The following is a 21,473-nucleotide window of genomic DNA, read 5'->3' as shown; positions in this document are numbered from 1 at the left end:
GACCAAATCCGCCAACAAGGGATTGTAAATGACCGACGAAATCATTGCTCGTAAATCTGGCCATGTTGGCCGTATCACGCTGAACCGCCCGAAGGCGCTGAATGCGCTGTCGATGGCGATGGTCACCGGCATGATCGAGGCGCTGCAGGCTTGGCAGAATGACGACTCGGTCAAGGCCGTGGTCGTGGATGGCGAGGGCGAAAAAGGCTTTTGCGCCGGGGGTGATATCCGCATGCTGCATGACAGCGGCAAGGCGGGCGGCGAGGAGGCCTGGCGTTTCTGGCATGACGAGTATCAACTCAATACGCTGATCAAGCGCTATCCCAAGCCTTATGTGGCGCTGATTGATGGCATCACCATGGGCGGCGGCGTGGGCATTTCGGTGCACGGTTCACATCGCGTTGCCGGAGACCGAACCATGCTGGCCATGCCGGAAACCGGCATTGGCTTTTTCCCGGATGTAGGTGGGACTTACTTCCTGCCGCGCCTGGCGGGTGAAATCGGCATGTGGATGGGTTTGACCGGTGCACGCTTGAAAGCGGCCGATGCGGTCGCGGCGGGCATCGCCACGCATTACACGCCATCGGATGATCTGCCCGCGCTGATCTCTGCGCTGGAAAGCGCGGACTTGTCCGATGACGACGCTCTGGAAGTCTTGCTGGAAGAACATTCCGGGGATCCCGGCTCGTCCGACCTGGCGCTGACGCGGGGCCTGATCGATGCCGCCTTTGCCGGGGATGATGTGTCTGAGATGGTGTCGCGCATTGAAGCGGCCGGCGATCCCTGGTCGGTTAAACAGGCGAAGATTATCGCGACGAAATCGCCGACGGCGCTGAAGCTGACCTGTGCGGCCATCCGCAGTGGCGCGGATAAATCATTCGAAGACGTGATGCGTCAGGAATTGCGGGTCTCGACCCATTGCCTGGATGGCGTTGATTTCTATGAAGGCGTCCGCGCGGTGATCATCGATAAAGATAATGCGCCGAACTGGTCGCCCTCCGCGCTGGCCGAGGTCGATGACGCCGATATTGCCAAATATTTCGAGCCGCTTGCGGCGGATAAAGAACTGACCTTCCTGGGAGAGTAAGTCATGGCCACCATCGGATTTATCGGGCTGGGCAATATGGGCTCGGGAATGTGCGCCAACCTGGTGAAGGCGGGGCATAATGTCCGCGCCTTCGACCTCAACCCGGATGCCGTCGCGCGCGCAGAGTCTGCGGGCGCGGATGGTGTTGATAGTGCCGCTGCTGCCGTGACTGATGCCGATGCCGTTGTGACCATGCTGCCCGCGGGCAAGCATGTCCGTGCGGTCTATGAAACGGACGTGTTTGAAACGGCCGCACCCGGCACGCTGATGATGGATTGTTCCACCATTGATGTGGACACTGCCAAGGCGGTCGGAAAGCTGGCGGCGGCCAAGGGTTTTCTTTTTGTGGATTCGCCCGTGTCCGGCGGGGTGGCAGCGGCGGATGCGGGCACGCTAACCTTCATGGTCGGCGGTCCGGAAGAGGCCTTCCAGCGCGCCGAGGAATTCCTGTCCATCATGGGCAAGGCGGTCATTCATGCCGGTGATGCGGGGACCGGGCAGGCGGCCAAGATCTGCAATAACATGCTGCTGGCGATCACCATGATTGGCACGTCAGAGGCCTTTGCTCTCGCAGAGAAACTCGGGCTCGATCAGCAGAAATTCTATGATATTTCCTCGAAAGCCTCCGGCCAATCCTGGTCGATGACCAGCTATTGTCCGGTTCCGGGCCCGGTCGAAACCTCGCCCGCCAATCGCGGTTATCAGCCGGGCTTTGCCACAGCTATGATGCTCAAGGATTTGAAGCTCGCCATGGATGCTGCGGCTGCGTCCGGGGCCACCACGCCACTCGGTGCGCAATCAGAAGCGCTCTATGCCATGTTTGATAATCTCGGCGGCGGAACTGCGGATTTCTCAGGCATTTACAAGCTTCTGGATGGAAGTTGGAAAGGCGATTAATCGGTTTTTAGGCTGTTTCGGTTACCGTTCTCCAAAACAACAAAATGATGTTGGGTGGAATGGAGAGACCGACATGGCCTTAGCCGAGTCGTTGGTGTCGGCTGCGGAGACCCGCGCGGACTATCTGGAATTGCTGCAACGTGTTGAGCGCCTTCACCGGCAGCTGCTCGACGTTGTGAAGGATGAACTGGATCGGGGGCGCTTGCGCGACCTGACCAGTGTTCAGGCGCTGTTGATTTATAATATTGGCGATCAGGTTCTCACTGCTGGTGAATTGAAGACGCGCGGCCATTATCTCGGCTCGAATGTTTCCTACAATTTGAAGAAGCTCGTTGACCTGGGATTTGTGAGCCAGGAGCGTTCCGAAAGTGACCGGCGCACGGTTCGCATCAGCTTGACGAAAGCGGGTCTGGATGTCTCCGAGCACCTTCAAGCTTTGTTCGTACGTCAGTCAGTAGCGCTGGAGCCCTCGGGTGGGCTGAATACGGAGACAGTGGAAGCCACCAATGTTGCGCTGGAACGTCTGGAGCGCTTCTGGGCGGATCATATCCGCTTCCGCCTCTAAGGATTTTTACAGGTGCGTCCATCTGCCCGGCTCGCCAAACGATCTGAATTGTTTAGATAAGGCCTAGACCAAATTCAGAACGGCAATGGAATTCCGGCACATGGACTATCAGACCGCCTTTAAATCTGCCCTTACCCGTGTGCGTGCGGAAGGCCGTTATCGCGTGTTCGCCAATCTTCGCCGCTACAAAGGCGAGTTCCCGAGAGCGCGCTGGCGGACGGAAGATGGCGAAGTCCGTGATGTCGTGGTGTGGTGTTCAAATGATTATCTCGGCATGGGCCAGCAGGCTTGCGTGACCGAGTCCATGAAACAGGCGATCGATGACGTTGGCGCCGGGGCGGGAGGCACCCGCAACATCTCCGGCACCACAAACTATCATGTCGATCTGGAACGATCTCTGGCCGATCTGCACAATAAAGACGCCGCGCTGCTCTTTACTTCGGGTTATATCTCAAACGAAGCGACGATCGCGACGCTGGGAAAGATTTTTCCGGATCTCATCATTTATTCCGATGCGCTCAATCACGCTTCAATGATCGAGGGTGTGCGCGGCGCGCGTTGCGGAAAACATGTCTGGCGGCACAATGACGTCGAACATCTGGAGGCGTTGCTAAGGGCCGCTCCGCTGGAACAACCCAAGCTGATCGCGTTTGAATCCGTGTATTCAATGGATGGGGATATCGGTCCCATCAAAGAGGTTTGTGATCTCGCGGACAAGTACAATGCCATGACCTATGTGGACGAGGTCCATGCGGTTGGGCTGTATGGTTCGCGCGGGGGCGGTATTGCCGAGCGCGATGGTCTGATGGACCGCATCACGATCATCGAAGGCACGCTTGGCAAAGCCTATGGCGTGATGGGTGGATATATCGCTGCCGATGGCCACATTGTGGATGCCATCCGGTCCTGGGCACCAGGCTTTATTTTCACGACGTCACTTGCTCCAGCACTGGCCGCAGGAGCGCGCGCGAGCGTGGAATATCTGAAATCCGCTCATCATCTGCGCGAACAGCACCAGGAACGCGCCGCGACCCTGAAACAGCGCCTGCGTGAAGCTGATCTACCGGTTATGGACAGCGAAACCCACATCGTGCCGCTTTGGGTCGGGAATCCGGTGATGTGCAAGCGGATCTCGGATGCCTTGCTGACGGATCACGGTATTTATGTGCAGCCGATTAACTACCCGACCGTGCCACGGGGTACCGAGCGCTTGCGCTTTACGCCGACCCCGGCGCATGATGATGCCATGTTTGATCAACTCATCGATGCCTTGCAGGACGTCTGGGTGCGCTTTGAGGCCCGGAGGACGGCCTGAGCCGGAGCCGGCTCGGCGTAGAGGGCCTCGCGGACCGCGAGGTCATTTTTGAGTTTATCGAAATGGCAAATGCCATCCGCGTGGCGGCGATTGATGTCGCAACCGGCGAAGAAGTCGTGATTCAATCGCCGAAGACCGCGACCCGGCTGGATATGGAGCGGGTTGCTGCCGCCAAACTTGCCAGAAAACTTGGCCTGACCCCGCAAAAGAAACGGCCGGATGACGGATCATCCGGCCGGGGAATCAAGGTCTGAGCCCTCGATTACTTTGCTTTGCGACTGCCGCGTCCCAGGCCAATGTCTTTGGCGAAGGCCGAGCGCTTGCGTGAATAGGCTGGCGCGACCATTGGATAGTCAGCCGGCAAGCCCCATTTGCGGCGATAATCGTCCGGCGACATATCGTATTGGGAACGCAAATACCGCTTCAACATTTTAAGTTTCTTGCCGTCTTCAAGACAAACGATGTAATCGTCGGTCACGGACTTTGAAATTGCGACGGCGGGTTTTGCTTTCGGCTCGGGTTTTGCGACGGCGCCGCTGATATCACCCATTGTGGAGTGAACAGAGCGGATCAGTTCTGGAATACTTTCAGCCGGAACAGAATTGTGGGTCAGGAAAGACGCCACAATATCTGTGGTCATTCTCAGCAGTTCTTCCTCATCAACGTTATTGAGGGGTATGTCAGCCATGATTACTCCGTTGCTGGCTTCTTTATTGACGAGCGGTTGTCATCCGCATGTGTAGGAAGGCAGAGAATAATTTTCAATAACTTCCGCATTGATCGATGTGCAAAAATAACGGGATTGCCGTTGGCGTCAGGATTCGCCTGCGGCAAGAGGATCATTGTCAGGTACAAATCAGCTGCCTATCAACAGGAAAACGAGTCTTCGCAGGAGTGCAAAACGTGTCCAATCCGTTTTTCAGCCAGCCCCTTTTGGAATCTGATCCTGATCTGGCAAATGCCATCGGAAAGGAAATCCGGCGGCAACAACAGCAGATCGAGTTGATCGCGTCAGAAAACATCGTGTCTCGTGCTGTACTGGAGGCACAGGGTTCGCCGCTGACAAACAAATATGCCGAGGGCTATCCGGGCCGCCGTTATTATGGAGGTTGCGAGTTTGTCGACATCGCTGAGGATCTGGCGCGCGACCGGGCCAAGCAACTTTTTGGCGCTGCTTATGCGAATGTTCAGCCCAGCTCTGGCAGTCAGGCAAACCAGGGTGTGTTCCTCGCGCTTTTAAAGCCGGGCGACAAAATTCTTGGGATGAGCCTCGATGCGGGCGGGCATCTGACACATGGGGCCAAGCCTAACATGTCCGGCAAGTGGTTCGAACCGCATTATTATGGCGTGCGGGAAGAAGATGCGCTGATCGATTACGAAGCGCTTGAAGCCCAGGCGGCTGCAGTGCGGCCCAAGCTGATCATTGCGGGTGGGTCGGCTTATCCTCGAAAAATCGACTTTGAGCGCTTCCGTAAGATCGCCGATGAGGTCGGGGCTTATCTTCTGGTGGATATGGCGCATTTCGCGGGGCTGGTGGCCGGTGGCGTCTATCCCAACCCGGTGCCGCATGCTGATGTGGTCACAACGACGACCCATAAAACGCTACGCGGACCACGCGGTGGCATGATCCTGTCGCGTGACACGGAATTGGGCAAGAAGTTCAACTCCGCCATCTTCCCGGGGCTACAAGGCGGGCCTCTGATGCATGTAATTGCAGCCAAAGCCGTCGCATTTGGTGAAGCCCTGCGTCCGGAGTTCAAGGATTATGTGAAAGCGGTCATCGCCAATTGTCAGGCCATGGCCGGGGTCTTGAAAGACGGCGGCTATGAGATTGTATCCGGCGGCACGGACTCGCATCTGGCTCTGGTGGATCTGCGGCCAAAATCGCTCACAGGCGACATTTCCGAGCAGGCATTGGAGCGCGCCTTCATGACCTGTAACAAGAATGGCGTGCCCTTCGATCCGGAAAAACCGATGGTGACATCCGGCCTGCGGATCGGATCACCCGCGGCAACGACGCGTGGTTTCGGCGAGAAAGAGTTCAAACAGGTTGGCGGAATGATGGTCGAGGTCCTTGATGCGCTGGCGGAAAACCGGTCGGGCAACAAGGCTGTAGAAGAGAATGTGCGCGATCGCGTCATTGCACTGACGGAGCGCTTTCCGATTTATCCCGAACTGGCCTAGACTTGCCGGATGCGTTGTCCCTTTTGCAGCCATCCTGACACTCAGGTCAAAGATTCAAGGCCTGCCGAAGATGGGGCGGCTATTCGCCGCCGCCGCTTTTGCCCCAGCTGTTCGGCCCGCTTCACGACATTCGAGCGCGTGCAGCTTCGCGAGTTGACCGTGGTGAAGCGAAATGGCCGCCGCGCGCCGTTCGACCGCGACAAGCTGGAGCGCTCGGTCGCATTGGCGGTCCAAAAACGCAATATCGAGCCGGATCGTGTAGATCAAATGGTGTCAGGTATTGTGCGGCGCCTGGAAAGTTCAGGGGATGCGGATGTGACGTCCGACATGATCGGGGAATTGGTCATGGACGCCCTGAAAAGCCTCGATCCGGTCGCCTATGTCCGTTATGCGAGCGTTTACAAAGACTTCCGGGAAGTCGATGATTTCCGCGACTTCATCAAGGGTGAGCAGCTGGCCCAGCCCAATATCGAGGACCCAAAAGGTAAATCATGAGCACGCCCGGCGGCGGTTCGGTCACCCTGAAACTCGCAACATCGCTGGATGGGCGTATCGCGCTTTTTAATGGCGCGTCGCAATGGATTACGGGTGAAGCTGCCCGCGAAAAAGTTCACCAGCTTCGCAGTGAACATGATGTGATCCTGACGGGGATCGGCACAGTGCTGGCAGATGACCCTCAGATGACCGTGCGCTTACCCGGTTATGACGGCGACCAGCCTGGCCGTGTGGTTCTGGACACCAGATTGCGCCTTCCCGAAACAGCAAAGCTGTTGAACGGCGAGGGAGGGATGGTGCTGGTTTTCTGCGGCGGTGATGTGCCAGCCGGCCATCAAGCTGCGATAGAGGCGAAAGGCGCGGTGGTAGAACCGATGAACCGTTTTGACGGCCCCAGCATCAGCCTGAAGGCTGCCATTGCGCGGATCCGGGAGCTGGGTGGGGACAACATCATGATAGAAGCGGGCGCAAAAATTGCGGCCAGCGCTCTCAAGCATGACCTGGTGGATCGGATCGAATGGTTTCGTGCGCCGATGGTGCTAGGTGGAGATGGACTGCCGGTCTTTGCAGCCCTTGGCCTTGAGCGGCTGGACGAAGCGCCCATCTTCCAGCGTGTCGGCGTGACCGAATGCGGCGCTGATCTGCATGAAAGCTATCAAAAGGCGCGCTGATGTTTACCGGAATTGTAGATTCGATGGGCGTGGTGCGTGAGGTGAGCGGCTCCAAGGACCGCCGCTTTGTGATCGAAAGCGATTATGACCCGGATAACATCGCGCTTGGTGCGTCGATCGCGCATGCGGGGGCGTGTTTGACGGTCGTGGAGGTGTCGTCCACCACTACGGGCGCGTCTTTTGTGGTCGAGGTGTCGCCCGAGACGTTAGACCGGACAACGCTTGGCGATTGGGTTGTGGGCAGTCGGATAAATCTTGAGCGCTCCTTGAAGATGGGTGACGAACTCGGTGGTCATCTGGTCACCGGCCATGTGGATGGGCTTGGCGAAGTTGTTCTACGCGAGGATCAGGGTGATTGGCTGAAGCTTGGTATTCGCGCACCGTCCGAGTTTTCCAAATTCATTGCCGAAAAAGGTTCCATAGCGGTGGAGGGGGTGTCCTTGACCGTAAATGGTGTGAACAATGACGTGTTTGATCTCATGATCATTCCACACACCGCCAAGGTTACGACTCTGGGCGGGCTGCAAATTGGCGCGCGGGTCAATCTTGAAGTTGATTTGATGGCACGCTACGCCGCGCGCTTGATGCAAGCAGAAAGCTAGGCGATGGCCAGCGATACCCCGCTTTCCCCGATTGAGGACATTATCGAGGACGCCCGCAATGGGCGGATGTTCATTCTCGTGGATGCGGACGACCGGGAGAATGAAGGCGATCTGGTGATACCGGCGCAATTTGCGACGCCGGATGCCGTCAACTTTATGGCACGGCATGGGCGGGGGTTGATCTGTCTGTCCCTGACCCAGGAGCGCTCGGAAACGCTCGGCCTGAAGATGATGTCCTCGGACAATCGGACCCGGCATCAAACCGCCTTTACGGTCTCTATCGAGGCGCGCGAAGGGGTCTCGACCGGCATTTCCGCCCATGACCGGGCTTTGACCATTTCAACGGCGATCGATCCCGTCAAAGACAAGGCTGATATCGTCACGCCCGGACACGTCTTCCCGCTGATTGCGCGTGATGGCGGCGTGCTTGTCCGGGCTGGGCATACCGAAGCAGCCGTCGATATTTCTCGTCTGGCGGGGGTGAATCCGTCCGGCGTGATCTGCGAAATCATGAATGAAGACGGCACGATGGCCCGGATGCCGGACCTGGTCGCCTTTGCGCAGCTGCACGGTCTGAAGATCGCGACCATTGCAGATCTGATCGCCTATCGCCGCCGGAACGATCGCTTTATCGAGCGGCGGGGCGATGTGCCGTTTGAAAGCCATTGGGGCGGAATTTTCAAACTGGTCGTCTACCGCAGCCTGGTCGACGGGTTCGAACATGTCGCTCTTGTGAAGGGCTCTCCGGAACCGGATCACCCGACGTTGGTGCGCATGCACAAGGTCAGTTTTGTGGATGATGTGCTGGCGGCTACCGGATCGCGCGCTGGCCTGGTGGAAGTCGCGATGCAAACGCTCGCCCAGCATGATGGTCCTGCCGTGATGGTATTTATTCGCGAAACCAATCTCAACGCGATCCGCGAACGCTTTGGGGCCAAGCCGAGCGAACCGGATGAAAAGCGCGAGGAACGGCGGTTGCGCGAATATGGCATCGGTGCGCAAATTCTTACCGATCTGGGTGTGGGCCAGATGGATTTGCTGACAACCGCGCCACAACAAATTGTCGGACTGGAAGGGTACGGGCTATCCATCCATGAAACGCTTTCACTTGGAGATTATACCTGATGCAGGGACAGCCGCGTATACTGATCGTCGTTGCGCCTTATTACAATGAGATCAGCGATGCCTTGTTGGCGGGCGCCAAGGCGGCGCTTGGTGAGGCTGAGGTGGAGATCGTGGAGGTACCGGGCGCATTGGAAATTCCCGGCGCGATTGCCACAGCCGTAAAAAGCCGTGCGCGTTTTGACGGCTTTGTCGCTTTGGGCTGTGTGATCCGCGGTGAAACCAGCCATTATGACTATGTGGCGGGTGAATCCGCGCGTGCCTTGATGGACCTGACGCTAGAGGGCATAGCGGTTGGTAATGGAATTCTCACCGTCGAAAATCGCGATCAGGCAATGGTCCGCGCGCGCGACAAGGACAAGGGCGGTGATGCCGCGAAGGCTGCTTTGGCCATGATTGCCTTGCGCGAGCGATTCGGAGCCGCTTGATGGAAGTTGCGGATGACATTCAACCGGAATTGAAACCGGCGGCGGCCGTGAGACTGGCGGCTGTGCAGGCCCTGTTCCAGATTGAACAAAGCGGAGATGATGTCGGGAAAATCGCCATGCAATTCATCGCCCACCGCCTTCCCGAAAATGCGGATGCGGATCTGTTTGAAAGCCTTGTGAAGGGCACTGCAGCGGCCATGCCCGTTCTGGATCAACAAATCGGCGAAGCGCTGAAAAGCGGATGGACGGTGCAACGCCTCGACCCGACCTTGCGGGCGATCCTGCGATGTGGGTTATTCGAGCTTTCGCATCGGACCCATGAGCCGGCGCGGCTATTGCTGGATCACTATGTCGATCTGGCCGGATCGTTCTTTCCGGATAAGGAAACCGCGTTTGCAAATGCCGTCCTGGATCGGTTGGCGCGGGATATCCGGCCCGGCCAGTTGAACGCGTGAGCCGAACGGACGAATTCGAGTTTATCGCGCAATTTCTTGCGCCCCTTGCTGCCGGATATGAAGGCGCCTTCGGCCTGGCAGATGATGCCGCCCGCATGTCTGCGCTCGACGGCCTCATCGTGACCACGGATACGCTGGTTCAAGGCGTGCACTTCCGTCATTCAGACGACTGGCAGAGCGTTGCCGGCAAGGCGGTTCGCGTAAATCTGTCTGATCTGGCGGGAATGGCGGCGAGACCACATGCCGTGATGTTATCCATCACATGGCCCGAGGCCGTGACCCGCGATCAGCAAGAAATTTTTGCACTCGGGTTTGGCGAAACCCTTAAGCAATTTCAGATTCCCCTGATTGGCGGGGATTCAACAAGGGGCGGAGACCGGCTGGTTGTGACGGTCACCGCATTTGGCGAAACGCAGAAACCGCTCCTGCGGAGCAAGGCCAAGCCGGGTGATCATCTGTTTGTGACCGGTACGATCGGCGATGCGGGTCTCGGACTGACGGCATTTGACCTTGGGCTTGAAGCAGGCCCAGCGGATGTCTTGAATCGCCGTTATTTACAGCCGGAACCGCGATTGACGATGGCAGAGGCCGCTGGCCGTTTTGCGAGCGCCGGTATGGACATTTCTGACGGCCTGATTGCTGATGCGGGCCACATTGCAGCCGTTAGCGGCGTCGGGATTGAAATTTATCTATCGCAGTTGCCGCTTTCGGGAGCTGCCATGTCCTGGCTGGAACGACAGTCTGAGCGCGATGAAGCATTGGTGCAGCTCGCCACGGCTGGGGATGATTACGAACTTCTGCTGTCTGTTCCGGTTGAAAACACCGCTGGCCTGCAAGGCGCAGCGGACGCGGCAGGCATCGCGTTGACCCGTATCGGCCGGGCGGTGGAGGGGGCGGGTGTACGGGTCCTCGATACGAAGGGCGAGCCGGTTCAAATCATCCGGAGCGGATTCACTCATTTTTGAGACCCTTCTGATAGGTCAAAAGAATGACCAGGTTCATTTCATCCGTGATCGCTCTTTTGCTATTCGGTGTGGCGTCGGCAATGGCCGGGGCACCGCCTGCAGAGGGGGAATCCAGTGTGTCCAGTGACATAAATATTGACTGGAATCACGAAGACACCAGCGCCGATGAAGCACATGCGAATGCGATGGCTGATCTCGGAGTTGACGACGGTCACCCGCGCATTGTCGTCATGCCCGCCATTGTTGTGCCGCTGGTCGTCGAGAACCGTTTGCGTGGCTATGCCTATATCCATTCGCGCTTACTGGTGTCGGAAGGCGAGAATGCCAGCGATATCATCGAGCAAACGCATTTCGCGCTGGATCGTCTTATTCGCGCCAGTCATCGTCATAATCTGACGGCAGAGAGTGGCGATACGATTGATATCGAATTGACTCGCGATGTCTGGCTTCAGGCTCTGGCGGAGTATTTCGGGGAAGATGTCATCGAGCGACTGGCTATCATGCCGCCGGATACCCGCCTTATTCGCTGACAAATCAATATCTTGACGCATTGCAGACGGGCGTGTTGCGCCCGCGTTATGCTTTGGGCATATTTCCGCCACTTTTCAGCGGGGGCTGGCCGTTCACGGGACACCGGGAGCGGCCTCTTTCCTTCCCCAAACAACAAACGTTTTTGAAACGAAAGGCTTCACGCCATGAATATGGAATTGGGACTGGTTATCCTGGCCGGCCTGCTCGCCGTGATTTACGGTGCTGTGCAAAGCCGGTCGATTCTGGCGGCCGACGCCGGAAATGACCGTATGAAAGAGATCGCCTCGGCGATCCAGGAAGGCGCGAACGCCTATCTGAACCGGCAATACATCACGATTGGAATCGTGGGGGTTGTTGTTGCCATTATCGTTGGCATTCTGCTTGGCCCGCTTGTGGCCATCGGCTTCGTCATTGGTGCCGTTCTGTCGGGTGTTGCCGGTTTCATCGGCATGTTGATCTCGGTTCGTGCCAATGTCCGGACAACTCAGGCGGCAACACAGAGCCTTGCCGGCGGTCTTTCGATGGCCTTCCGCTCGGGCGCCGTTACCGGCATGTTGGTGGCCGGTCTCGCCCTGCTGGGCGTGGCTGTTTACTTCTACATCCTGCTGATGATGGGCTTTGAGGCGACAAGCCGGACCGTCATCGACGCACTTGTTGCGCTCGGTTTCGGGGCCTCACTGATCTCGATCTTCGCGCGTCTTGGCGGCGGTATTTTCACCAAGGGGGCTGATGTCGGCGGCGACATGGTCGGCAAGGTCGAAGCGGGCATTCCTGAAGATGATCCCCGTAACGCCGCAACCATCGCGGACAATGTCGGAGATAATGTCGGTGATTGCGCGGGCATGGCCGCAGACCTGTTTGAAACCTATGCTGTGACGGTTGTTGCCACCATGGTTCTGGCCTCCATCTTCTTTGTTGGCGAAGCCGGTCCGATGATGCTGTTGCCGCTCGCAATCGGCGCTGTGTGTATCGTCACCTCGATCATTGGCACCTTCTTTGTACGCCTGGGCAAGTCCAACAACATTATGGGCGCGCTCTATAAAGGCTTTATCGCATCTGCCGTTCTGTCTGTTCCGGCCGTTGCTGCAGCCGTCTATTTCGTATTGCCGAATGGCTTTGGCGACATTGGCAACACAACGGGCATGGCGCTCTTTCTGTGTGGCCTCGTCGGCCTGGTCGTCACCGGCCTGATCATCTGGATCACGGAATACTATACGGGAGTGTCAGCACGGCCTGTCCGCTCTGTCGCGCAGGCGTCGGTTTCCGGTCATGGCACAAACGTCATTCAGGGGCTTGCTGTTTCTCTGGAAGCAACGGCGCTGCCCGCACTGGTCATCATTGCCGGTATCATCGGCACCTATCTCCTTGCGGGCCTGTTCGGTATCGCGATTGCCGTGACCACCATGCTGGCACTGGCAGGTATGGTTGTCGCGCTGGATGCGTTTGGCCCGGTGACCGACAATGCCGGTGGTATTGCGGAAATGGCTGGCTTGCCGGATGAAGTCCGCAACACCACGGATGCTCTGGATGCTGTGGGTAACACCACCAAAGCCGTGACCAAGGGTTATGCCATTGGTTCTGCGGGTCTTGGCGCTCTGGTGCTGTTTGCGGCCTATACGGCAGATATCCAGTTCTTCATCGAGAACGCGGAAGAAGGCAGCTTCTTTGCCAATCTGGTTTACGGTGGAACGGAAGTCGCGGCGAATGTTGTGAACTTCTCGCTGTCCAACCCGTATGTCGTGGTCGGCCTGCTGTTTGGAGGTCTTCTGCCCTTCCTGTTCGGTGGTATGTCGATGATGGCCGTGGGCCGTGCGGCCCAATCGGTCGTCGTTGAAGTGCGCCGCCAGTTCCGGGAAAAGCCGGGCATCATGCAGGGCACAGAAAAGCCGGATTATGGCCGCGCCGTTGACCTTCTGACCAAAGCGGCGATCCGCGAAATGATCGTGCCATCGCTTCTGCCGGTCTTATCGCCGATCATCCTGTTCTTCGTGATCATGTTCATCGCAGGCCCGGGACCGGCGCTGTCTTCTGTCGGGGCCATGCTGCTGGGTGTGATCGTGACGGGCCTGTTCGTGGCCATTTCTATGACCTCGGGCGGCGGTGCCTGGGACAATGCCAAAAAAGCCATTGAAGACGGTTTCACCGACTCTGATGGCAATGTGCATGAGAAGGGTTCCGAAGCTCACAAGGCTGCGGTGACCGGCGATACGGTTGGCGATCCTTATAAGGATACAGCCGGCCCGGCGGTCAACCCGATGATCAAGATCACCAATATCGTAGCGCTGTTGCTGCTGGCGGTGATCGCGCACTAGTGCAAGTGCGGATCTGACAAGAAAGCCCCGGTCATATGGCCGGGGCTTTTTACTGTGCGACTTCAAATTTTGCGGGGTTACTCGTCCCGGCGCGGTCCGCCTGCGCCACCTGGCAGGTTCTGTTCGCCGCCAAACTGTTCGCTCGGCAAATTGCCGATATTTCCGAACAATTGTTCCCAGATGCTCATTCCGCGGCCCGGAGTGGGTGTCTCGCGATCGATCAGGGCGACGCGGCGGCCATCTTCGATGCCGTATTCATTGACCTCGGAGACAACACCGTCCTCGTCAAACCGGACCTCCACCACGCGCCGGTAGCTGGTTTGCGGACGCTGATAGGCCAGGGACTGGCGGGTGTCCGACATGTAATACCATGTCGTCGATTCAAACACGCCTTGTGTAGACGGGCTGCCAAGCGCTTCGAAAACGCTGGCCTGATTATCCTCACCGGGGACAATTTCCGGAACTTCCACATCCGCGTAGATGTAACCGTGATTGCGCAGAACCGGCGTGCAGCCCGCGGCCGCAATCGACCCTGCTGTGATGGCAAGTAGCAATGCCCGCTTCATGAAATAAAACCCTGACGACTGACCTGTGTTACGGTGCCGCGTTGAACTAGCGGAGGCCGGACATAGCTTCAAGTCCGGTTCGCAAGGAGTGTTCATCGCATGTTGTCGATCTTCAAGTCTGCTAAGCAGGGCGCGGCGCATATTGAAAGCCTTTACGACGCGATCGTGGAGAAGGCCCGTCAACCGTTTTTCTACACCGAAGGAGAGGTTCCGGACACTGCTGAAGGCCGTTTCGAGGTGATAGCGCTCCATGTGATTCTGGCGATCCGGCAGCTGAATTCCGAAGGTGAAGCCGGAAAAGATGCCGGTCAGGCTCTATTCGAGCACTTCTTCAAGGACATGGATTCAGCACTTCGCGAGATGGGAATTGGCGACACCAGTATCGGCAAGAAAGTCCGCGCAATGGCCGAGGTTTTCTATGGCCGGTTCAAGGCATATGCAAAGGCCAGCGATGCTGGTGATGCCGATCAGCTGGCAGAAGCGATTTCAAGAAATGTCTTTGAAACGGAGACGGCACCGTCAGCCTCGCGTTTTGCGACTTACTATTTGAACAGCATGGAGACATTATCCGGGCAGAAACTGCTCGATAATGGTGCGGCGCAGCAATTGAGATACGCCAATTTCTAGCTCGTGGACCTGCTGCAAGCTGGCTTGCATCCCACCTGACAATGACTAAGGTCGCGCCGGTTTCAACAAAGCGAGGGGTGGGGTTAAAGCCGCTCCAGCCAAGGTATGACCCGTAGCGCTCCGATCATTTCTGTCGATGCCATGGGGGCCGATCACGGCCCGTCTATCGCTGTCGAAGGCATTGGCCATATTCTGCGCCGGCGGCCTGAGTCCCAGGCGAAGTTTCTGCTTCATGGGGACGAGGCTCAGATAGGACCGATGCTGGAGCAAGCCGACGCATTGACCCGCGAACGCACTACGCTTCTTCATACCGATTCCGAAGTCCGGATGACGGACAAGCCGAGCGAGGCCGTGCGCCGCTCGCGTGGGTCGTCCATGTGGAATTCGTTGGTTTCTGTGAAGAATGGCGAGGCTGACGTGGTGGTCTCGGCGGGCAATACCGGTGCCCTTATGGCGATTTCAAAAGTGGTCTTGCGGATGAAGAAGGGCGTTCATCGCCCGGCCATATCCGCGAGCTGGCCGACGCCTCGCGGACACACCGTTGTTCTGGATGTCGGGGCCAATGTGGAATGCGGACCCTCGCAGCTGGTTGAGTTTGCCATCATGGGCGAGGCGTTTCATCGAGCCGTCCATGGTTCCAGCGAACCCACGGTGGGTTTGTTGAATGTCGGCCAGGAAGAGTTGAAGGGAAACGACACGGTGCGGGCGGCCGACCGGCTGATCCGCGATGCCGGAATAGATTTCAAATATCATGGTTTTGTCGAAGGCGATGATATCTCTCTCGGCATTACGGATGTGGTCGTCACCGACGGCTTTAGTGGCAATATTGCGCTGAAGACCGCCGAGGGCGCGGTAAAGCTTGTCGGTCACTGGATGCGCGAATCCTTCACCAGTTCTCTAAGCGCAAAAATTGGTGCGGCTTTTCTCAGCATGGGGGGGCTGGATCATCTTCGGTCAAAGCTTGATCCGCGTTCAATCAATGGCGGCGTTCTGCTCGGTCTCAACGGTATGGTGGTCAAGAGCCATGGTGGGACTGACAGCGAAGGCTTCGCGACGGCTTTGGGCCTTGGCATTGATATGGCGGGCAGTGGCTTCCTGACTGAAATCGAAGCCAATCTGGCGCGCCTGATCGCCGCTGGCGAAGCCCAGTCTCAAGCCGCGCAGTGAGTGATTTTCGTGCCAGGCTGGCCGGGCAGGGCTATTACCTGCCCGAGCGCGTCGTCACAAACGAGGAGCTTTCAACGCGGGTCGAGACGAGTGACGAGTGGATTCGCGCGCGTACTGGCATTCGCGAAAGGCGAATTGCTGCAGAGGGCGAGACAACGTCTGATCTGGGTTTTGAGGCCGCAAAGCAGGCCCTGTCAGACGCCCGGCTATCGGCGGATGACATCGATCTGATCATCGTTGCCACGACGACGCCGGATCTGGTTTTTCCCGCCACCGCGGCCTTGATTCAGAAAAAGCTGGGAATCCGGCATGGCGCGGCCTTTGACATTCAGGCGGTTTGTTCGGGATTTATTTATGCGCTTGCCGTCGCGGACGGGCTGTTAAAGGGCGGCGTGTTTCAGCGCGCGCTTGTCATCGGTTCCGAGACCATGTCGCGAATCCTCAACTGGGAAGATCGCACGACCTGTGTGCTGTTTGGAGATGGGGCGGGAGCCTGGATTCTGGACCGCACAGAAAGCGATAGCGGGCTGTTGGGATATGATCTGCGGTCAGAGGGTCACTATGCAGACATTTTGAAAACCAGCGGCGGTGTGTCAGCGACGCAATCGTCGGGCTTTCTTGAAATGGAAGGTCCGGCTGTTTTCAAGCACGCAGTCACGAAAATTTCAAACTCGATGCAGCGCTTGCTGGAACGGGAAAATGTGGATGTGAACGATGTTGATTGGTTTGTGCCGCACCAGGCCAATCAGCGAATTCTCGAAGGCGTTGCTGATAAGCTGAAGATTGACCGTAATCGCGTAGTTTCTACTGTCGCTGTACATGGAAACACGTCTGCTGCATCCGTTCCGCTGGCCTTTGGTCAAGCGGTCTCAGATGGCCGGATCAAGCGCGGGAATTTGTGTTTGCTGGAGGCTTTAGGCGGAGGTCTGACCTGGGGGTCAGTCTTGATGCGTTATTAATGATAGAGGCGGGCTAAAGCATTGACGCGACTAGCCCATAAGGATTAGCCTATAATCGTCTGTTGGGGGAATAGCATGGCAGGTAAAACCATAACGCGAGCTGATCTTGCGGACGCTGTTCATCAGAAGATCGGTCTTTCACGGCAAGAGTCTGCGGACCTTGTTCAGTCCGTCCTGGGAATGGTGTCGGACTCCCTTGCTGAAGGGAATTCCGTAAAATTGTCATCCTTTGGGTCTTTTGTTCTTCGTGACAAGAATGGTCGTATTGGCCGTAATCCCAAGACAGGCGAAGAGGTGCCGATCGAGCCGCGCCGCGTGTTGACCTTCAAACCGTCCCAGGTGCTCAAGGAAAAGGTCGATAAGGGCCATCCGCGAGGCTAGAAACGTGACGGAAAAAGCGCCCGACGCTTACAGGACCATCAGCGAAGCAGCTGCCGAGCTTGATCTTCCGGCGCATGTGCTTCGCTTCTGGGAAAGCCGTTTCAAGCAAATCAAGCCGGTCAAACGGGCCGGGGGACGCCGCCTCTACCGGCCGAGCGATCTTCGTTTGCTTATGGGCATCCGAACCCTGTTGTACGATCAGGGTTATACGATCAAGGGCGCGCAGAAATACCTCAAGGAACATGGCGTCAGCGTTGTCTCGGGATTGGCTGGTCCGGAAAACGACAGCGCGCCGGAAACGGTGCCAGTGTCCAAGCGGTACGTGCCCGAAGCCCCGGTAACAAATGGCCAAAACCTGTCACCGGTAATCAAACGGCTGGAAACAGCAAAGGCAACGCTTGATGGAGCGTTAGCGTCCCGGCGGACCAACTAACTTCTGCGGTTGCAGCGCGGAAATGCCCCCCCTATAAGACGGCTCCCCTAGCCGGGTTTATTCGCCCGGCTTCTATTCGGTTCGGAGCGTGGCGCAGCCCGGTTAGCGCACCGGTCTGGGGGACCGGGGGTCGCGAGTTCAAATCTCGCCGCTCCGACCATTTACCCTTTGAAAATTTACGGTTGTCAGCCGTCGCGAATATGGCAAGCTCCCCGGATAATGGGAGATCGGAAATGCGTGTTTTATTGTCTGGACTGTTGATGTCGGTCGCGCCTGTTGCCCTGGCGCAAGATCGCCTGGCGTGGGAGTTTGATGTTCCTGCCATCGAACAGCCTGCCCAGTTGAACGATGAGCTGGCCGTGGGCGATGCCAGCAACCATGAATGGGTGTTGAACCTTTCAGACACTTTGACCGTTCTTTCGCAGGGGCAAAGCGTTTCCGTTCCAATGCCTTACGGCGCCTTGCATGAAGGGCATGTCGGGGAGAACCGGGCCACGGCATCCGGTGGCCGGCACATGCATATCGACTTTGGTGAGCCCGGGCAGGGGGCGCTGATCCATGTTGGTTTGAACGCGACCTATGGCCGGGTCTGGACCGAAGACGGCGAGTTTGTGATTCAGCCTGGTGAAAATGGCAGCGTTATCATGCGGGTTGCGCCGGATGAGCCCTTTGTTCACGAACCCCTTGATGGAAGTCAGCTCTTTCGACCTGTGAGCCAGGCTCAGCAGGCACAAAATCTGGATCGGCCAAATGCGGGCGCCGATACCTTTGATTTCCTCTATTTCTATGACTTCCAGATGATTGATGTGCATGGCTGGGGACTTCCAGATCTTGCGGCCACTGATATCGGGAATCTGCAAACAGCACTGACCCAATCGCGGGTTCCGATATTTGCGGACCTTACGCAGCTGGCTTTCATGGACATTCCGCAGGCCTATTCCAGCCATGACCTGCTTGTTGTCGATACCGGTCCGCGCGCGGGTTACATGACGGGCTTGCAGGCGCGCGTCGATGCGCTTGGAATTGATGTGATTTCGCTAAACCGCGTGTCTGACAACACCCGTACAAACCAGAGTGGAGACAACGATAATTTCTGCGGACTGGGATTTGTTCATAATCCCCTTTCAAATTTTACTGGCCGTTCTCACATCAATGTTTGTCACAATGGTCTGACGCTCGCGCATGAAACCGGGCACAATATGGGTTTGGCGCATGGCTTGGAGACGGACAATTCGTCAGGCCGTCCTGAAGCGTGGGCGCGTGGATTCAGGATCGATAGTTCGTCGTCTTCTGGCGGGGTTTTCACCTCAGTCATGGCTTACGGGTCCAACCGGACGCCGCAATTTTCGGATCCGACGATTCGCTGTCCCGAACGGGGCAGCGTGTGCGGCATTCCGCTTGACCCCGGCAATACCAGCCTGGGATCCTATGCCGGTGAAGCATTGCGGAGATGGGCGACAGGTATTCCGTCGCAGCAAGTGCCGAATCGGCGTTTGCGGAGCTCGGTATTGCCGACCAGCCGGTTTGTTGCGACCAACACTGCTGCAACTGCCTTCATGACGGTGATCAACCCGAATAATGTTGCCGGGACAAACTGTATCATCGAGCATCATGGTCCCTACAGGAACAGTTTTACCTTTCAGCGGACAGATCCCGGCACGAATGCAACCGTTGGAAATCCAAATGAAGCGGTGACGATTCCGGCGGGCGGCATTCAGACCTTTGTCGTCTCGCTCACGCCGGGCGCAGATCTGGCAGGAGTGCGGTTCGCGCCTTACGCCTCCTGTGACAATGTGCCGATGGCGGCCGTAGATCCCGGTTTGAACACGTTGGATCTGGGTGCGGATGCGGCGGGCGGTCCAGATTTGATCGCCTTGTCGGCAACCATTGGAAATACAGGAATTGTCGAGGTTCCGGATGGACGTCGCGGTGTCTTTTCGGTGGCGACCATCAATATTGGCGGAGCCGGCGATGTGACGGTACGCGCCCAATCATTGGCGCCAGGGCTTCCTGCAACCGGACAAGTCTGTCAGACCAACCCGCAAGGGGCCTGTCTGGCCGCTCCGGCAGATTCTCTGACACTGAATATCGGCGCGAATGACACGCCGACATTCGGCGTGTTTGTGCGGACCAATTTCGCTACACCGTTCAGCGCTCGCGAGCGCTTCCAGTTCCAGATGGAAGTAGGCGGTCAAACCCGGGGCTCAACCTCGGTTGCGGTTCGCGACGGTGGGGCCATTGTGGCGCCTGGGAATGCCGATCACGCGTTCACCGTCAGGGCTTTTGACGAGGCAACAGGTCAGCTGGCCAACCATGCCACGGGCTATTTTGACCGCTTCGAAATTGTCAGTCAGCCCGGTGGCGGGACGCTCGCTCTGAATGGAAGCACGGGTGTTTACACGTATACGGCGGGCGCGACTGCCGGCGGTGACACTTTCACCTATCGTGCGGGCAATTCGGCTGGATGGTCTCCAACCCAGACAGCGACGGTCACGATTACGGCTTTGCCTGTTCCGAGTGTGACTGCTTTCACGCTCGAGGAAGATACGGACGGGACGTTTACCGTCGATCTCGACGATCATGCAGACGCGAACATCGAGATCGACCGGTTTGTGCTAACAACGCCACCGTCGGGAACACATACATTCGATCCGCTCACCGGCGTTATTTCAGGCCCGCTACCCTCAAGCGTAGGGAATTATGGTTTCTCTTTTGCGGCGGAAAACCGGTCCGGCCAAAGTGCGTCTATGAGCGGTACATTCAATGTCGTCGCTTATGATTCATGCGCGCCGCGCGATTCCACGCCGGGACGTATTTCCCGCCGGGCCGGAGCGGTCGCGGGTTTCACTGCGGACGGAAGCGCAACTCGGGATGAGGCCGCGTTGTTGGCTGCGCCGCTGTGTATGACCGTTACCGAGAACAGTACTGCATTTGGAGGTTTGGTGCGGATGGAAAACGATGCCCTCGGATTGAGATTCGCTATCCAACTGGTGTCGAATGCCACGCGATACCGTTTTTATCTGAGCACGTCGTTCAACCGAAATCCCAATGGTTGGGATTACATTTTCGATATGTGCGAGGATGCTCAAACGGGCCGGCTAACAACGTGTTAGGCACGATCATTCGCGATAAGGCCTGAGGAAATCATCAGACCAGTGATTGCGGCTGTAAAGAAGTAGAGGCCGGGCTGCTCAAAGATTTGAATGGCCCGGTCGCCTGACAGGGTGAAAACGATGATAGCGGCGATAAAGACGTCGATCATCGACCATTTCCCGAGCCGGTCGACCCAGACAAGCGCGCTTCGACCGCGGGCCCAGCCGGCATTCACCGCGGAGAGGTAAATGGCTTTTCCGATCGGAAACAGGATAGAGAAAACGAGGATCACAAGGCCTAGCAAGTATTGCCCGGTTTCCAGCAGGGCGCGTGTTACATCGATCAGCGAGTGGGCATCGGTAAAGAAGATCAGCCGGCGCGTTTCCAACATCGGGCTTAAAAGACCAGCGGCCAGACATACAGCCGACACCAGGATCAACAGGCGTGCGGCAACGCCGCCGCGTCCATGGGTTCTGGATATGGATGTGTCAGCCATCTTTTCGCCTCCCGTATTCGCCCATCAGGCGAAGAAAATGCGGCGACACGAGGGCAGGGCGGCTGGCAATGAAAAAGGGCCGCGCCGAACGCGCAGCCCTTTCGTTTGGTGTCACAGTGAAA

Annotated in this window: 24 protein-coding genes and 1 tRNA gene; 22 read left to right on the top strand and 3 right to left on the bottom strand. The window is 57.4% G+C overall.

The genetic code is table 11. The annotated features are described in order from the left end of the window. The first annotated feature begins 28 nt into the window (after positions 1-28). The 5 genes from ACO079_RS03265 to ACO079_RS03245 all read left to right on the top strand — a co-directional run bounded on the left by ACO079_RS03265 (position 29) and on the right by ACO079_RS03245 (position 4,118). Positions 29-1,087: an enoyl-CoA hydratase/isomerase family protein gene (locus ACO079_RS03265; RefSeq protein ID WP_421791739.1), complete on the top strand. Its 1,059-nt coding sequence runs from the start codon at positions 29-31 to the stop codon at positions 1,085-1,087. A 3-nt stretch (positions 1,088-1,090) separates the two neighbouring features. Beyond that, a complete protein-coding gene (gene mmsB, locus ACO079_RS03260) occupies positions 1,091-1,984 on the top strand; it encodes a 3-hydroxyisobutyrate dehydrogenase (protein ID WP_421791737.1) in 894 nt (297 codons plus the stop codon). A gap of 73 nt (positions 1,985-2,057) precedes the next feature. After that, the gene (locus ACO079_RS03255) at positions 2,058-2,549 is read left to right on the top strand and encodes a MarR family winged helix-turn-helix transcriptional regulator (protein WP_421791736.1); all 492 of its coding nucleotides are present in this window, start codon (positions 2,058-2,060) and stop codon (positions 2,547-2,549) included. A 100-nt stretch (positions 2,550-2,649) separates the two neighbouring features. Next, on the top strand, positions 2,650-3,864 hold the full coding sequence (gene hemA, locus ACO079_RS03250; protein ID WP_421791735.1) for a 5-aminolevulinate synthase: 1,215 nt from the start codon (positions 2,650-2,652) through the stop codon (positions 3,862-3,864). Between the two features lie 62 nt (positions 3,865-3,926). Then, on the top strand, positions 3,927-4,118 hold the full coding sequence (locus ACO079_RS03245) for a DUF6898 family protein (protein WP_421791734.1): 192 nt from the start codon (positions 3,927-3,929) through the stop codon (positions 4,116-4,118). A gap of 8 nt (positions 4,119-4,126) precedes the next feature. Here ACO079_RS03245 and ACO079_RS03240 read toward each other — a convergent pair whose 3' ends face one another. Continuing rightward, positions 4,127-4,552: a MucR family transcriptional regulator gene (locus ACO079_RS03240; protein WP_421791732.1), complete on the bottom strand. Its 426-nt coding sequence runs from the start codon at positions 4,550-4,552 to the stop codon at positions 4,127-4,129. Positions 4,553-4,767: 215 nt separating this feature from the next. Here ACO079_RS03240 and glyA point away from each other — a divergent pair, with 215 nt between their 5' ends. From glyA to ACO079_RS03190, 10 genes are all read left to right on the top strand, one after another. After that, entirely contained in the window at positions 4,768-6,048 is a 1,281-nt protein-coding gene (glyA, locus tag ACO079_RS03235; protein ID WP_421791730.1) for a serine hydroxymethyltransferase, read from the top strand. Positions 6,049-6,057: 9 nt separating this feature from the next. Continuing rightward, positions 6,058-6,543: a transcriptional regulator NrdR gene (gene nrdR, locus ACO079_RS03230; RefSeq protein ID WP_421791728.1), complete on the top strand. Its 486-nt coding sequence runs from the start codon at positions 6,058-6,060 to the stop codon at positions 6,541-6,543. Then, positions 6,540-7,214: a RibD family protein gene (locus ACO079_RS03225; protein WP_421791726.1), complete on the top strand. Its 675-nt coding sequence runs from the start codon at positions 6,540-6,542 to the stop codon at positions 7,212-7,214. The genes nrdR and ACO079_RS03225 overlap by 4 nt, the downstream gene beginning before the upstream one ends. Then, entirely contained in the window at positions 7,214-7,816 is a 603-nt protein-coding gene (locus tag ACO079_RS03220; protein ID WP_421791724.1) for a riboflavin synthase, read from the top strand. Before ACO079_RS03225 ends, ACO079_RS03220 begins: the two co-directional genes overlap by 1 nt. 3 nt (positions 7,817-7,819) lie before the next feature. Further along, complete coding sequence (ribB, locus tag ACO079_RS03215) at positions 7,820-8,941, top strand: 3,4-dihydroxy-2-butanone-4-phosphate synthase (protein ID WP_421791722.1); 1,122 nt, start codon at positions 7,820-7,822, stop codon at positions 8,939-8,941. After that, positions 8,941-9,366, top strand: a complete 426-nt coding sequence (locus ACO079_RS03210; RefSeq protein ID WP_421791720.1) for a 6,7-dimethyl-8-ribityllumazine synthase — start codon at positions 8,941-8,943, stop codon at positions 9,364-9,366. Before ribB ends, ACO079_RS03210 begins: the two co-directional genes overlap by 1 nt. Next, the gene (gene nusB, locus ACO079_RS03205; RefSeq protein WP_421791718.1) at positions 9,366-9,821 is read left to right on the top strand and encodes a transcription antitermination factor NusB; all 456 of its coding nucleotides are present in this window, start codon (positions 9,366-9,368) and stop codon (positions 9,819-9,821) included. The genes ACO079_RS03210 and nusB overlap by 1 nt, the downstream gene beginning before the upstream one ends. Further along, on the top strand, positions 9,818-10,786 hold the full coding sequence (gene thiL / locus ACO079_RS03200) for a thiamine-phosphate kinase (protein WP_421791716.1): 969 nt from the start codon (positions 9,818-9,820) through the stop codon (positions 10,784-10,786). The genes nusB and thiL overlap by 4 nt, the downstream gene beginning before the upstream one ends. 23 nt (positions 10,787-10,809) lie before the next feature. Further along, the gene (locus ACO079_RS03195) at positions 10,810-11,316 is read left to right on the top strand and encodes a hypothetical protein (protein ID WP_421791714.1); all 507 of its coding nucleotides are present in this window, start codon (positions 10,810-10,812) and stop codon (positions 11,314-11,316) included. Positions 11,317-11,481: 165 nt separating this feature from the next. Then, positions 11,482-13,629, top strand: coding sequence for a sodium-translocating pyrophosphatase (locus ACO079_RS03190; protein WP_421791713.1), 2,148 nt, complete (start codon positions 11,482-11,484; stop codon positions 13,627-13,629). 77 nt (positions 13,630-13,706) lie between these two features. Here ACO079_RS03190 and ACO079_RS03185 read toward each other — a convergent pair whose 3' ends face one another. After that, positions 13,707-14,195, bottom strand: coding sequence for an outer membrane protein assembly factor BamE (locus ACO079_RS03185; protein WP_421791711.1), 489 nt, complete (start codon positions 14,193-14,195; stop codon positions 13,707-13,709). A gap of 99 nt (positions 14,196-14,294) precedes the next feature. On the opposite strand from ACO079_RS03185, the gene ACO079_RS03180 reads away from it, so the two are divergent. The 7 genes from ACO079_RS03180 to ACO079_RS03150 all read left to right on the top strand — a co-directional run bounded on the left by ACO079_RS03180 (position 14,295) and on the right by ACO079_RS03150 (position 20,875). Then, positions 14,295-14,822 carry a ubiquinol-cytochrome C chaperone family protein gene (locus tag ACO079_RS03180; protein WP_421791709.1) on the top strand — a complete coding sequence of 176 codons (528 nt, stop codon included), beginning with the start codon at positions 14,295-14,297 and terminating at the stop codon, positions 14,820-14,822. Between the two features lie 105 nt (positions 14,823-14,927). After that, positions 14,928-15,989 (top strand): phosphate acyltransferase PlsX, encoded by a 1,062-nt coding sequence (plsX, locus tag ACO079_RS03175; RefSeq protein WP_421791707.1) that lies wholly within the window; start codon positions 14,928-14,930, stop codon positions 15,987-15,989. Next, the gene (locus ACO079_RS03170; protein WP_421791705.1) at positions 15,986-16,948 is read left to right on the top strand and encodes a beta-ketoacyl-ACP synthase III; all 963 of its coding nucleotides are present in this window, start codon (positions 15,986-15,988) and stop codon (positions 16,946-16,948) included. Before plsX ends, ACO079_RS03170 begins: the two co-directional genes overlap by 4 nt. A 75-nt stretch (positions 16,949-17,023) precedes the next feature. Then, positions 17,024-17,329: an integration host factor subunit alpha gene (locus ACO079_RS03165; protein ID WP_421791704.1), complete on the top strand. Its 306-nt coding sequence runs from the start codon at positions 17,024-17,026 to the stop codon at positions 17,327-17,329. A gap of 4 nt (positions 17,330-17,333) precedes the next feature. Further along, positions 17,334-17,762 carry a MerR family transcriptional regulator gene (locus tag ACO079_RS03160; protein ID WP_421791702.1) on the top strand — a complete coding sequence of 143 codons (429 nt, stop codon included), beginning with the start codon at positions 17,334-17,336 and terminating at the stop codon, positions 17,760-17,762. Positions 17,763-17,844: 82 nt separating this feature from the next. Continuing rightward, positions 17,845-17,922, top strand: a tRNA-Pro gene (locus tag ACO079_RS03155). A gap of 73 nt (positions 17,923-17,995) precedes the next feature. Further along, entirely contained in the window at positions 17,996-20,875 is a 2,880-nt protein-coding gene (locus ACO079_RS03150) for an Ig-like domain-containing protein (protein WP_421791700.1), read from the top strand. Here ACO079_RS03150 and ACO079_RS03145 read toward each other — a convergent pair. Beyond that, positions 20,872-21,351 (bottom strand): paraquat-inducible protein A, encoded by a 480-nt coding sequence (locus ACO079_RS03145; RefSeq protein ID WP_421791698.1) that lies wholly within the window; start codon positions 21,349-21,351, stop codon positions 20,872-20,874. The two genes, ACO079_RS03150 and ACO079_RS03145, sit on opposite strands and share 4 nt — an antisense overlap. Between the last annotated feature and the right edge of the window lie 122 nt (positions 21,352-21,473).

This window comes from Hyphobacterium sp. (assembly GCF_965228115.1).
Taxonomy (GTDB): domain Bacteria; phylum Pseudomonadota; class Alphaproteobacteria; order Caulobacterales; family Maricaulaceae; genus Hyphobacterium.
Note: the sequence above shows the minus strand (reverse complement) of the source record. Positions and strands in the feature narration are given on the sequence as shown.

What these genes read in the sequence shown, in the direction of transcription:
- ACO079_RS03240 (WP_421791732.1), bottom strand. Translation starts at nt 4,552, where the DNA reads ATGGCTGACATACCCCTCAATAACGTTGATGAGGAAGAACTGCTGAGA.
- ACO079_RS03255 (WP_421791736.1), top strand. Translation starts at nt 2,058, where the DNA reads ATGGCCTTAGCCGAGTCGTTGGTGTCGGCTGCGGAGACCCGCGCGGAC.
- ACO079_RS03145 (WP_421791698.1), bottom strand. Translation starts at nt 21,351, where the DNA reads ATGGCTGACACATCCATATCCAGAACCCATGGACGCGGCGGCGTTGCC.
- plsX (WP_421791707.1), top strand. Translation starts at nt 14,928, where the DNA reads ATGACCCGTAGCGCTCCGATCATTTCTGTCGATGCCATGGGGGCCGAT.
- ACO079_RS03165 (WP_421791704.1), top strand. Translation starts at nt 17,024, where the DNA reads ATGGCAGGTAAAACCATAACGCGAGCTGATCTTGCGGACGCTGTTCAT.
- ACO079_RS03265 (WP_421791739.1), top strand. Translation starts at nt 29, where the DNA reads ATGACCGACGAAATCATTGCTCGTAAATCTGGCCATGTTGGCCGTATC.
- ribB (WP_421791722.1), top strand. Translation starts at nt 7,820, where the DNA reads ATGGCCAGCGATACCCCGCTTTCCCCGATTGAGGACATTATCGAGGAC.
- ACO079_RS03225 (WP_421791726.1), top strand. Translation starts at nt 6,540, where the DNA reads ATGAGCACGCCCGGCGGCGGTTCGGTCACCCTGAAACTCGCAACATCG.
- ACO079_RS03185 (WP_421791711.1), bottom strand. Translation starts at nt 14,195, where the DNA reads ATGAAGCGGGCATTGCTACTTGCCATCACAGCAGGGTCGATTGCGGCC.
- hemA (WP_421791735.1), top strand. Translation starts at nt 2,650, where the DNA reads ATGGACTATCAGACCGCCTTTAAATCTGCCCTTACCCGTGTGCGTGCG.
- ACO079_RS03150 (WP_421791700.1), top strand. Translation starts at nt 17,996, where the DNA reads ATGCGTGTTTTATTGTCTGGACTGTTGATGTCGGTCGCGCCTGTTGCC.
- nusB (WP_421791718.1), top strand. Translation starts at nt 9,366, where the DNA reads ATGGAAGTTGCGGATGACATTCAACCGGAATTGAAACCGGCGGCGGCC.
- ACO079_RS03180 (WP_421791709.1), top strand. Translation starts at nt 14,295, where the DNA reads ATGTTGTCGATCTTCAAGTCTGCTAAGCAGGGCGCGGCGCATATTGAA.
- ACO079_RS03190 (WP_421791713.1), top strand. Translation starts at nt 11,482, where the DNA reads ATGAATATGGAATTGGGACTGGTTATCCTGGCCGGCCTGCTCGCCGTG.
- ACO079_RS03210 (WP_421791720.1), top strand. Translation starts at nt 8,941, where the DNA reads ATGCAGGGACAGCCGCGTATACTGATCGTCGTTGCGCCTTATTACAAT.
- mmsB (WP_421791737.1), top strand. Translation starts at nt 1,091, where the DNA reads ATGGCCACCATCGGATTTATCGGGCTGGGCAATATGGGCTCGGGAATG.
- nrdR (WP_421791728.1), top strand. Translation starts at nt 6,058, where the DNA reads ATGCGTTGTCCCTTTTGCAGCCATCCTGACACTCAGGTCAAAGATTCA.
- ACO079_RS03245 (WP_421791734.1), top strand. Translation starts at nt 3,927, where the DNA reads ATGGCAAATGCCATCCGCGTGGCGGCGATTGATGTCGCAACCGGCGAA.
- ACO079_RS03220 (WP_421791724.1), top strand. Translation starts at nt 7,214, where the DNA reads ATGTTTACCGGAATTGTAGATTCGATGGGCGTGGTGCGTGAGGTGAGC.
- ACO079_RS03195 (WP_421791714.1), top strand. Translation starts at nt 10,810, where the DNA reads ATGACCAGGTTCATTTCATCCGTGATCGCTCTTTTGCTATTCGGTGTG.